Below are 12093 nucleotides of genomic sequence, written 5' to 3' on the forward strand. Positions count from 1 at the left end.
CTTTTAAATTTTTTTAAGAGAAATCATTATTTTTAATTGCCTCTTTCATCCAGTAACCAGACTTTTTAATCGTTCTTTCCGTATTTTCCAAATTTAAGGACACAAGGCCATATCGGTTTTTATAAGCATTCGTCCAAGACCAGTTATCAACAAAAGTCCATAAATGATAACCGAAGCAATTAGAGCCTTCGTCGATGGCTTTTGCCAGCCAGCCTAAGTGCTCCTTAATAAAGTCAATTCGGTAATTATCTTCAATGAAGCCATCATCATTTTTAAATCTTTCTTCTCCTTGCACACCCATGCCGTTTTCAGAAACATACCACTTGATATTGCCATACTCATTTTTTACACGCATAGCAATATCGTATAAGGCTTTCGGATATATTTCCCAGCCTCTGTATTCATTCATTCTTCTGTTTGGCATTTCATATGGCTCATAATACCATTCTGGCGTGAAAGGTGAAAATGGGTTCGGCAAACCATCCCTTGCTTTTACGCGCATAGGCTGATAATAATTGATGCCGATAAAATCTACTGTATTTTCCTTTATTGCAACTAAGTCTTCTAAATGATGATGAAACATACAGTCATGTTTCTTTAAGATGTTCAAATAATCAGGATGATACTCTCCTCTTACACATGGATCCATAAAAATTAAGTTAATAAATAAATCGGCCACCCGGCCCGCTTCCACGTCAGCAGGATTTTCACTGCGAGGTATTGGCGGCAGCAGATCAACAACAATCCCAATTTCACCACTATAACCGCCTTCACGGTATGCGCTTACAATTAACGAGTGGGCTAGCAAAATATGATAGTTAGCCTGAACATATGATTGCATGCTCATTTCATTTGGGTAAATAAGATTATGCCAATATGCTCCCTTTGTATAAGCTACAGGCTCATTAAAAGAAATCCAATACTTCACTCGATCACCAAACAGTGCAAATGCAGCTTCTGCGAACTTCACATAAAGATCGACAACATGTCTGCTTTTAAAGCCACCGTATTTCTGTTCAAGCTCATAAGGCATATCAAAATGGAACAGGTTCATCATCGGCTCAATCCCATTTGCAATCATTTCGTCGATATAATGGTTATAAAATTGAACAGCCTCCTGATCAACTTCACCTGTTTCGAAGTCCTTTATCAATCTCGACCATTGGATTGACGTTCGGAAGGAATTCAAGCTCAGCTCCTTCATTATGCTCACATCTTCCGCATATTGTTCATACACATTGGAAGTCGTTTCTGGTCCAATCTTTTCATAAAATCTTTCGGAATCTTTTTTATACCAATAATCCCATATAGAATCATTTGTCTTTTGTTTATATCCTTCACTTTGAGGCCCGCTTGAAGCAGTTCCCCATAAGAAATCTTTCGGAAATTGTATTTTTGTCATGTTGTTGCACCTCCTATCAACACTATATTTTTCTGAAGGGACTTTGTAAATGTTTATAGAGCTGACTGTACTATCGTATTCTTTTTTGTACTCTCCTTAAATAAGGCTCTAATCTTTATCAAGTAAAGGAAGGTAATGAGGGTTTGTTAGCAGGTGATTTTGCAAAGATTGAAAGAGAGGTGTTAAGTACATCCATTCACAAAGAAAAAAGTTGCCTGTCTTGTATATAGGCAACTGGTTTATTTATGGTTTTTACGTCCAATAACTTTAGACAGGGAAATATAATTATTATAAACACTTTTTAATGTCGTTTATCGCTTGCAAATGAATACCTTCATGAAAGATGGTTCTAATTAACACTTGTTCTATTGTTCGCATTCCCATCTCAGTAGGGGGATATACTTCTTCTAATCGGCTTCCATAGTTCTCCATCAATTTAACAGGTTGTTCTTTCAGCAATTTTTTCAGTTCTAGATAAGAAGGCGTTTCAGCTGAGAAATGAACCGGTGTTGTTCCATAACCAAACCAATTGCGAAAAACATCAGGAACATCTGTTTTTTCCTTTGTTAGGCTCTCAATCCATAAGTATTGATCCAAGTAAATATGCCCCATATTCCATCTAATATTATTATTAAAATTATGTGGTACTATCTCAGCTGCCTCTGCACTTACACCATTTAAACTATCTAAAACATCTTCTCGGTACGTTTCTAACTGTTTAAAAAGAATCCTATGGCGTTCCTCCATTTTTTCTCTCCTTTCTAATAAAGATATATTTATTATTCGGCACCTTTTATTTTTTCCCTTGTTGAATTTTTGGTAACAGCATAACTTCAGCTAACTGCCAAAAGAGCATTAATCTCCCTGGATTAATGCTCCCATTAGTTACATATCTTCATACTTTATGTTTTGAACTTCCCCATTTTCCACTTTAGCCCATTGTTCAATCTTATTTTCTTTATTCAAGTAAAGCATGTATTCCAGATTACTTTCATCGTCCACTGGTTTTACTAAATACGTTCTCGTAGCTGCCCACCATGCTTCATGTGATTGTCTATCTACCACTGTAATCTCAAAACCCAATTTCGACTCTATTTGTTGGACTTCCTTGTATCTGTCCACAGACTGCCATATGAATAATCCTACTACCACTAGAAGGACTATTCCTATGGCAATAAACAACTTATTGCGCTTTGAATTATCTCTCCTGATTTCCGCCATTAAAATCCTCCATATGTAATTTATAAAATCTTTCACTGACTCTTTTTAGTAAACCTTGGTTTACGAATGCTGCAAGCTATAAAAAGAACATGGATAGTAAAATACCAGAGGCCCCTTTATTCAGAGAAGCACATAAAGGAAACGTAATCGCTGCAAGCATGAACATTAATTTCATCATTTTTATCACCTTCATATTACATACGTTTAATCGCTTAAAAGAGTTCCAAAAACGTATAATATTGTAATATCTCTCATATCCCTTTCTTGCTTAGTTGTTCCAAAACTAATCAATCTGCCAAGCCTTTTTTAATAATTGGATGCCAATATCTATCTGTTTTTCCGATAGACCTCCGAAACCTAATAGAACACTAGAATTAACATTACTTCCATTTTCATAGTAAACAGATAAAGGATATACTTTCACACCTTCTTGTAATGCTGTATCTATTAATTCCTTCTCGGTCCAGTTATTATTTACCTGTAGAATAAGATGTAGACCTGAGTTTTCTCCTATAACTCGCACCTGATTGTGAAGATGTTTTTTTATGGTTTGCATGAAGAACGAATGTTTTTTTCGATACAGTGTTCTCATCTTATTTAAATGGCTTTGCCAATAACCTTCTTTCATAAATCGATATAAGGTATCTTGATGAAGGCGAGATACCGTTTGTTTATACAGCAATAAGTTTTCTTTATATCTTTCTATTAAGATTGGAGGAAGAACCATATAACTAATTCGAATGGAAGGTATTAAAGATTTAGAGAAAGTCCCCAGATAGACTACCTTTCCCAGTATATCAAGTCCTTGTAAAGAAGGAATCGGCTTTCCTTCATAACGATATTCACCATCATAATCATCTTCAATAACATAACCATGAATAGATTCGGCCCATTCTAACAATTCCAGCCTGCGTTTTATAGGCATAATTATCCCAACTGGGAACTGGTGCGAGGGTGTTACATAAACTACATTTGCTCCACTATGTTTTAATTGTTCTATGTTAATACCGTCTGTATCTAGAGGAATTGAGGTAGTTGCTCTTCCCAAATCTTGCAGGACTTTTCTCGTACGATGAAATCCAGGATTTTCTAGTGCATATACCATATTGTCTCCAATTAGTATGGAAAGTAATGTCATAAGCACCTGTGTACCAGCTCCAATTACAATTTGCTCGGGAGTACATTTAACACCCCTAGACATATATGTGTATTTTGCTATTTCTTCTCTTAATTGTAATTCTCCTTGAGGGTTACCCATATTAAACAGTTCACCTTGATCTTCATATAAAGATTGAACAGTAGTTTTTTTCCACAAGGAATAAGGGAAATTTTCCACATCAACTTTTCCTGAATTAAAATCAATCTCAACATTTACACTTTTTTCACACCTAGTTAACGGACGCTTCTCGGCTTCAAATAATTTATGAGTCAGTTCGTCTTCTAAGACTTTTATATATAATCCTTTTCGAAGTATACTTTCCACAAACCCTTCTGCAATTAATTGCTCATATGCGGTCTGTATTGTATTGATGCTTAGCCCTAAATGCTCAGCTAATTTTCTTTTAGATGGAAGTTTCTCACCTGGTTTTATCCTTCCAGAACTTATCTCCTCTTTTATATAGTTGGATAATTGAATGTAGAGTGGTGATTTATTTTCGCTTTCTAATAATGGTGTAATTTCAATCATTACTCTTCTCCTCCACACTAACTGGTTCCATTAACTTTCTTGAATCTGATACTTTTGATTATATCAAGATATGTTTTAATATTAGTAAAAATTAAAGGAGAATGAACAATGCCGCAACAATCTTTTGAAATAAGAGAATTAGATAAGGAACACGAATGGTTAGAAGCCTTTTCCGTAATGAAGCAATTAAGAACTCACTTAGATGAGAAAAGTTACCTTGAATTAGTAAAGGCGGCAGCGAAAAAAGATAATTATAGAATGGCTGCACTATTTATTAATAAGAATATAATTGCTGTTGCAGGCTTTATGCCTATGATAACTCTTTATAATGGCAGGTTTACTTGGGTTTGTGATTTAATAACGGATAACAACTACCGTTCTAAAGGATATGGAGAAGCCCTTCTAGAGTATATACAAAATTGGTCAAAGAATAATGGTTACGATATTGTCTCACTTTCGTCCGGATTAAAACGCATAGATGCTCACCGCTTCTATGAGAAAAAAATGAAGTATAATAAGGTTAGTTATGTATTCTTGAAAGAAGTTTAACAATAATAAATAGGAATAGACTTCTTAATTGAAGTCTTTCTCCTATTTATTACCTAATCACTAAATTCTTTTATTAATATTTCTATTTCCTTAACATCATAAAAGTCTCCATCACTGATGAATTTTTCTATTTCTACAGTTCCATCCTCCATAAACTCAACTTCCCAACGTTGACCTGGCACGGCAATTTCAACTAAAACAGCATCATTCCTAATTTTATCCAGTTTATAAAATATATCATTTTCTTCTAATCTATTAAGGAAACGAATGAATTCCTTAAGCTCCATGAAATCTTCCTCCTTAGGCATAGATTCTCCTTTTTAGAATACTCCCCATGATACTTACAAGTTTATTACCTTACACATATTATTGATTTTCTAATTCCTCGTAGTTTATTTCTTCCATAAACTCTTCACTTCCGTCTTCTTTAACCATCTTAACTTTTACATCCTTAATAGAACTGATTGCATACCAAAACCTTTTATCCTCTTCCACTTGAATGATCTTTGCAGATTGATTGCCTGCATATACTTCAGTGATTGAATTATCACTTATTGCACCAGAATATATATAAGGTGGTTGGTTCATGGAAGACCATTTTACTGGGCTATTCCATTTTGCTCCTCTTGTTCTCTTCCATTCCCATTGCTGTTCTTCCTTCTCTAGATAAGCTATATATATTTGATCTCCTTGATGGTTATTATGCTCTTCGAACACTACAATTCCATCATTTTCGTGAACAGCATTTAACTCTGTATGAACCAGTGAATAGGAAAAATTTTTTTCATCTTTATGCATTTGTTTCATTTTTTGATGAAAGTATTCCTCAAGTGTTTGTTCAATTGAGCACCCAACTAAAGTAACGATGCATAATAATACTCCAGTACATATATTTCTCATCAAGTTGATCCCCCATAATTACTGTCTTTTTATCATTTTCATAATTAAACACCATAACCTTCAATATAATGCAAATTTATCCATTTTATATTCTATATTCTTTGGAATTCTCCTTCATCACAAACTTCCCATATTTATACTTAAAAAAAGTAAAAAAAGCATTATTCCTTAAGGAACAATGCTTTCTTAAAATCCTTGTCAACCAGCCTCAGTAAAAGGATTATCATTTGTACTAACTGCCTGATGTATTGTATCGTAAATTCTATTACAATGAAACCTTCTAACTATTAAAACGTAAATAACACAACAACAATTCGGAGGTAATATATATGCAAAAATGCAGCCATTGCAAGCGCGAATTTAACTGGATTGCTCTATACAACTCCTTTCTATTTAACTATAAGCCTATTACTTGTACATACTGTGAAACCTCTCATAATGTCCGGTTTTTTTCTCGGCTTATAGCTGTAGCTATTTCCGTTGTTCCATTCTTTCTAATTTATTGGTTACTATTAGAATTTCTACACTTTAATTTTGGTTTATCCTTATTATTAGCACTCATCTCTTCTGTTTCCATTTCATTCTCCTATCCTTTTCTTGCTAAATATAAATCCTCCACATCTTGAGGATTTATCTTTTTAAAAGTCATTTCCCTTTTGGTTAAATCTATCTGTCACATAAAAAACTAAAAATATTTGTATTTTCAAAAAAATAAGGTAACATTTACTTATCCATACTAATAAAGGGGATTTTAAAATGATTGTTAGAGAGATAGAACAACAAGATAATGAGATAGTAGCATCCATCATCCGTCATTCACTTGAATCTGTCGGTTTGAATATAAAAGGCACTGCTTATTTTGACCCTTCCTTAGACAAACTGTCAGAGTATTACAATTCGCTAGAATCAGCTGCTTATTGGGTTGCAGTGCTTGATGGTGAAGTGGTCGGGGGCATCGGTATCGCTCCCTTTGATGAGGAAAGAGGCATTTGCGAGTTACAGAAGCTGTATTTAAGCCCTAAAGCTCAAGGGAAGGGCTATGCTAACCTTTTGATGGAAACGGCCTTAGACTTTGCTGCAAAGCATTATATAGCGTGCTACTTGGAAACTCGTCAGCAATTAAAGGCTGCATGTGCTCTCTATGAAAAGTTTGGGTTTGAACTGCTTTCTGCACCTTTAGCCGGGTCTGAGCATTCTGCTATGGATGCCTGGTACATAAAGAAGTTTACATAAGCATCATAATCACGGCAGCTGCAACTAGTGCAGCTGTCTTTTACTTTGTTTTTATTCCGAAGAAATCCGAATCAATATCTTCTATTACAAACTCCTAGCATCCTTATTCCCTATAGGTAGTCTTTTGTCCTTGTTAAGTACAAAAAAAGCAGCCAATGGCTGCTTTCGATATTAATTATTCAACTTACTGTGTTTTCTCGAGTATAGGAAATATATGCTCGTTCCAATTGCCAGCCAAATTACAAAGGAAATCCAAGTGATTCCTGGCAGGCTGACTGCCAGTCCTATGCAAAGAAGTGCGCTGATGATTGGCAATACTGGTACGAAAGGTACACGGAAGGAACCTTTTAATTCTGGGAATTTCTTGCGCAATACGATGATTGCAATAGAGATCAGCGTAAATGCTGCCAATGTCCCCATGTTTACTAGATGAGCCAATGTAGACAAATCAACAAAACCAGCGATACATGCTGCAACAATACCTGTCAGCCATGTATTTTTAAATGGTGTTTTTGTTTTACTGTTTACAGACGAAAGCATCTTCGGCAGAAGACCATCACGGCTCATTGCATAGCTTAGACGTACTTGTGCATAAACCAAGGCAAGAATAACAGTAGTAATCCCCATTACTGCCCCGATAGAAATAATCCCTGCAACTGCATTTTGACCAACTGATTCTAACGCAAGAGAAACTGGTGCTCCAACATTCAGCTGTGTGAAAGGAATCATTCCTGTTAAAACAGTGGAAACAGCAATGTATAATGCCGTACAAATAGCTAGAGACCCAATTATACCAATAGGCATTGTTCTGCCTGGGTTTTTTACTTCTTCTGAAGCAGTTGCAATAACATCAAATCCAATATAAGCAAAGAATACAGTAGCTGCACCTGTAATGACCCCATCGAATCCAAATGGCATGAATGGTGTCCAGTTATCCGGCTTCACATACCAAACACCAACAATAATGAACAACAAGATTACGCCAAGTTTAACGAAAACCATGATATTGTTGAATTTAATACTTTCTTTTACACCTTTAGAAACCAAAGCAGTAATACCTAAGATAATAAGCATTGCCGGTAAATCGACAATTCCACCTTTATCTAATCCAGGAGCAGATGAAATACTTGCTGGAAGCACAATATTAAACCCTGCAATTAAAGATTGGAAGTATGCAGACCACCCTGTTGCCACTGCGGCGATTGCTAGAACATATTCCAACATTAAATCCCAGCCGATTAAAAAGGCAAAAAACTCACCTAATGTTGCATATGTGTAAGTATATACACTTCCTGACAGCGGCACTGCAGAAGAAAATTCAGCATAACAAAACGCAGCAAGTGCACAAGCTATTCCAGCAAGAACAAAGGAAAGAAGAATTGCCGGACCTGCACTTTCTGCAGCAACAACACCTGTTATTACAAAAATACCTGTACCAATAACACAGCCGACTCCCAAGAAGATGAGATCCATAACTCCCATCGTCCGATTCAGCATTTTATTTTGAGATTGTGAAATCATAGTATTTACTGATTTCCTGCGAAAAAGTTGACTCAAAGCTGTAATCCTCCCAAATTGAATATTAAATAAAGTTAAAATTTTCAAACAATTATATCTAAAAATGGATATAGTCTATTATTTGTTTAAAATTTCACTTCGCTGATTATAAAAGCTAAAAACGCCTACTGTCAATGGCAGATTTTTTGCAATTTTTAAATGTATCTAAATAATGTTTTAACGCAATAATATTTTTAATTTATCCTATTATTTAAGTCAGATAACTCTATTTAAAAGAACTATGCTGCTATAAACAATTACCAGTCTTGTGAAACATTTCGCATTCTATTATTAATATACCTATTTTCCTGTTTTTCCTATTAATCAAATCCTTCCGTACAGTTTTAAAAATGTTATTCTTATATAATTAATCTAATGGACTTTTTTTATCTTAATGTTTTTCGTAAAAACTTGAAATTTAAGATGGAATTTTAATACAAATAAAAAAAGGTGTACCTATATAGGTACACCAAAACTCCTAATTTCTTGGGAAATCTCTTGGAATTGAGAAGCCTCTGCCGATAATATCAGATGCATTTAAGAAAATAACAAAGGAGTTATTATCACTTCTTTGAATTAATTCTTTTAAGTATACCGCTTCTGATTGTTCGACCACACTGAACAGCAATGCTTTTTTCTGATTGCTGTATCCTCCTTCTGACCAAACCTTCGTGAAGCCTCTGTCGATTTCATTGCGAATTAAATCTGTGATTTTCTGTTCGTTTTCCGTCACTATTAAGACGAGCTTAGAAGTAGATGAACGAAGCTGAACCACGTCAATAGACTTTCCTATAATAAACATGGCAATCATACCATATAGGGCTCTTTCAAAGTCAAAAACGAACATGGCAACAATTACGATACAGCCATCAATTAAAAATTGCGAATAACCGCTTGATAAACGTGTGTATTTCTTAATAAGCTGTCCGAAAATTGTTGTCCCTCCAGTAGACCCTTTACCACGAAATACAAGACCAATTCCGATCCCGCTGAGGATCCCACCGTAAATGGAAGCAAGCAATGGATCTTCCACTGAGAACGGCAAATAAGATGTCAGCCAAATGAATGTAGGCAGCAGAACTGTTCCAATAAAGGTGCGGATGCTGAAATCTTTACCTAGTAGGAAATAGCCTAAAACAAAAGTTGGGATATTTATTGCCCATTGCACAATTGCTGGGCTCCAGCCATTCAATTTGTTTAAAATAATACTAATCCCAGCCACTCCTCCTGCTGTAATGGATGCAGGCAATAGAAATATATTAAATGCTAAACCTACTAAAAATGTTCCAAGAATAATTAAACTATAAGAACGAAATTCTTGCTTACTTTGCATGATGTAAAAATCCTTTCTAATACTGAATATAAGAATTAATAATAACCGAACAATAGATTTCCTACAATAGAGAAAAACAATGTCAGAAAATATAACAAATTACTAGACAATTTAGAAAAGTTTCAAAATGAGAAAAATCCTCTGTTGACTGAATTCAAAATTAATTATAAAATGGAGAAAATTAAGAAAACGAAACGCTAGGATTGGGAGTATTAAGGGATATTTATTGCTTAGAGAGCTGTCGGCTGGTGAAAGACAGACAATAAACTCCCCCAACTCGCCCAGGAGTGGTAAGGCTGAAATGTAAGTCTTAACGGCTGACTCCCGTAATCAAGTCGTAAAGTGGGTCTGTCTTATTTCAGGCAGATCAAAAAGAGTGGTACCACGAAGGCAAAGCCTGTCGTCTCTTATTGAGATGATAGGCTTTTTTTATTTTCTTTCAAAATTTCATGAGTAAATTAATTCAAAAAGGTGGTTGGCAGTGATGAAAAATATCGAAAAATATTCCAGAGGTTATTTCACCCCTCCCGTAACAAGTTTGAAATGGACAGAGAAGGAGTATATTGACAAGGCTCCGACATGGTGCAGCGTGGATCTTCGTGACGGAAACCAGGCGCTTGTTGTGCCGATGAGCTTAAAAGAAAAACTGGAATATTTTCAATTGCTGTTAGAAGTAGGCTTTAAAGAAATAGAAGTAGGCTTTCCCGCAGCATCTGATACAGAATACGCCTTTTTGAGGACACTAATTGAACAAAACCTAATCCCAGAAGATGTCACAATCCAAGTGCTTACACAGTCAAGGGAGCATATCATTAAGAAAACCTTTGAATCATTAGAAGGTGTGAATAAAGCTGTTGTGCATCTGTATAATTCCACTTCCGTTGCACAGCGGGAACAAGTATTCCAAAAAACAGAGGAAGAGATCATTGATATTGCTGTGACAGGCGCTAAGCTTTTAAAAAAATATGCGGCTGAAACAGAAGGCAATTTCAAGTTCCAATACTCACCTGAAAGCTTTACTGGAACAGAAATAGAATTCGCCCTAAAGATTTGTAACAGTGTGCTGGATATTTGGCAGCCAACAGCTGAAAACAAAGTAATCATCAATCTGCCTGCAACGGTTTCTATGTCCATGCCTCATGTATACGCAAGTCAAATTGAGTACATGAGCGAAAATTTAAGCTTTAGGGACAATGTAATCCTGTCTCTTCATCCACATAATGACAGAGGAACAGGCGTTGCAGATGCTGAGCTTGGGATGCTTGCAGGTGCTCAAAGAGTGGAAGGCACATTGTTTGGAAACGGTGAAAGAACAGGTAATGTTGACATTGTTACACTAGCATTGAACATGTATTCCCATGGAATTGATCCACAGCTGAATTTCGATAACATTCCCAGCATTCTAGAAAAGTATGAGAAATTGACTAGAATGACGGTTCATGAAAGACATCCATACGGCGGTGAGCTAGTGTTCACAGCATTCTCCGGTTCCCATCAGGATGCTATTGCTAAAGGGATGAAATGGCGTGAAGAAAAGGAACGCGACTATTGGACAGTCCCTTATCTTTTAATTGATCCAAAGGATATCGGCAGACAATATGAAGGAGATATTATCCGAATTAACAGCCAATCAGGCAAGGGCGGAATCGGTTATATACTTAAACAGAATTACGGCTTGGATCTGCCTGCAAAAATGCGTGAGAGCTTTGGATATGCTGTCAAAAAAGTTTCAGACAGCCTTCATAAGGAGCTTATGCCAGATGAAATTCATAACATATTTATAGAGGAATATGTCAATATCAGCTCGCCTATTGAGTATATCGAGTATAGATTTTCACAAAATGACAGCTATGACACAACCGTGTCAGTTAAACAGAATGGAGCTGTACAGGAATTCAGCGGTACAGGAAATGGCCGACTTGATGCCATCAGCAATGCCCTTCAATCTTCGTTAGGAATCCAATATAAAGACCTTGTTTATACAGAGCATGCCCTAGAAACAGGCTCTGAATCGAAAGCAGTTTCCTATGTAGGCTTTGCAACCGATAAAGGCGCTATTTATTGGGGATGCGGAATTGATGCTGACATCATGACTTCCTCCATTAAGGCATTATTCAGTGCCGTTAACAAAATGGTTAGCAGTGAACATCCTGCAACAAAGCAAGGATATTCCTTGTCGAACAGCTAAGTGAAATAAAAAACCCTGCCTTT

The 12093-nt window shown here is 35.9% G+C and carries 12 protein-coding genes and 1 other annotated feature; of the genes, 4 read left to right on the forward strand and 8 right to left on the reverse strand.

What is annotated here, in order from left to right; translation table 11 throughout:
• Positions 1-13: 13 nt before the first annotated feature.
• From LXM54_RS24040 to pdxR, 4 genes are all read right to left on the reverse strand, one after another.
• Positions 14-1402 (reverse strand): glycoside hydrolase family 1 protein, encoded by a 1389-nt coding sequence (locus tag LXM54_RS24040; RefSeq protein ID WP_233318235.1) that lies wholly within the window; start codon positions 1400-1402, stop codon positions 14-16.
• 288 nt (positions 1403-1690) lie between these two features.
• Positions 1691-2149, reverse strand: a complete 459-nt coding sequence (locus LXM54_RS24045) for a DinB family protein (protein WP_233318237.1) — start codon at positions 2147-2149, stop codon at positions 1691-1693.
• 138 nt (positions 2150-2287) lie between these two features.
• Positions 2288-2623: a hypothetical protein gene (locus LXM54_RS24050; RefSeq protein WP_233318239.1), complete on the reverse strand. Its 336-nt coding sequence runs from the start codon at positions 2621-2623 to the stop codon at positions 2288-2290.
• 283 nt (positions 2624-2906) lie between these two features.
• The gene (gene pdxR / locus LXM54_RS24055; RefSeq protein WP_233318242.1) at positions 2907-4310 is read right to left on the reverse strand and encodes a MocR-like pyridoxine biosynthesis transcription factor PdxR; all 1404 of its coding nucleotides are present in this window, start codon (positions 4308-4310) and stop codon (positions 2907-2909) included.
• Positions 4311-4418: 108 nt separating this feature from the next.
• Here pdxR and LXM54_RS24060 point away from each other — a divergent pair, with 108 nt between their 5' ends.
• Entirely contained in the window at positions 4419-4859 is a 441-nt protein-coding gene (locus LXM54_RS24060; protein ID WP_233318243.1) for a GNAT family N-acetyltransferase, read from the forward strand.
• A gap of 53 nt (positions 4860-4912) precedes the next feature.
• On the opposite strand, the gene LXM54_RS24065 is transcribed toward LXM54_RS24060, so the two are convergent.
• Together LXM54_RS24065 and LXM54_RS24070 are read right to left on the reverse strand one after the other, a co-directional pair.
• Complete coding sequence (locus tag LXM54_RS24065) at positions 4913-5146, reverse strand: hypothetical protein (protein ID WP_233318245.1); 234 nt, start codon at positions 5144-5146, stop codon at positions 4913-4915.
• Positions 5147-5225: 79 nt separating this feature from the next.
• Positions 5226-5759, reverse strand: a complete 534-nt coding sequence (locus tag LXM54_RS24070) for a hypothetical protein (protein WP_233318247.1) — start codon at positions 5757-5759, stop codon at positions 5226-5228.
• 329 nt (positions 5760-6088) lie between these two features.
• Here LXM54_RS24070 and LXM54_RS28635 point away from each other — a divergent pair, with 329 nt between their 5' ends.
• Both LXM54_RS28635 and LXM54_RS24075 read left to right on the forward strand, forming a co-directional pair.
• Positions 6089-6385 carry a TIGR04104 family putative zinc finger protein gene (locus LXM54_RS28635; RefSeq protein WP_396953812.1) on the forward strand — a complete coding sequence of 99 codons (297 nt, stop codon included), beginning with the start codon at positions 6089-6091 and terminating at the stop codon, positions 6383-6385.
• 130 nt (positions 6386-6515) lie between these two features.
• Positions 6516-6992: a GNAT family N-acetyltransferase gene (locus tag LXM54_RS24075; protein ID WP_233318249.1), complete on the forward strand. Its 477-nt coding sequence runs from the start codon at positions 6516-6518 to the stop codon at positions 6990-6992.
• 171 nt (positions 6993-7163) lie between these two features.
• On the opposite strand, the gene LXM54_RS24080 is transcribed toward LXM54_RS24075, so the two are convergent.
• On the reverse strand, positions 7164-8549 hold the full coding sequence (locus LXM54_RS24080; RefSeq protein ID WP_233318251.1) for an amino acid permease: 1386 nt from the start codon (positions 8547-8549) through the stop codon (positions 7164-7166).
• A 478-nt stretch (positions 8550-9027) separates the two neighbouring features.
• A complete protein-coding gene (locus LXM54_RS24085) occupies positions 9028-9882 on the reverse strand; it encodes a YitT family protein (protein ID WP_233318253.1) in 855 nt (284 codons plus the stop codon).
• 190 nt (positions 9883-10072) lie between these two features.
• Positions 10073-10293: a binding site (T-box leader), on the forward strand.
• A gap of 73 nt (positions 10294-10366) precedes the next feature.
• Here LXM54_RS24085 and LXM54_RS24090 point away from each other — a divergent pair.
• On the forward strand, positions 10367-12070 hold the full coding sequence (locus tag LXM54_RS24090) for a 2-isopropylmalate synthase (protein ID WP_233318266.1): 1704 nt from the start codon (positions 10367-10369) through the stop codon (positions 12068-12070).
• Positions 12071-12093 lie beyond the last annotated feature (23 nt).

This window comes from Bacillus sp. Au-Bac7 (genome assembly GCF_021341655.1).
Lineage (GTDB): Bacteria > Bacillota > Bacilli > Bacillales > Cytobacillaceae > Niallia.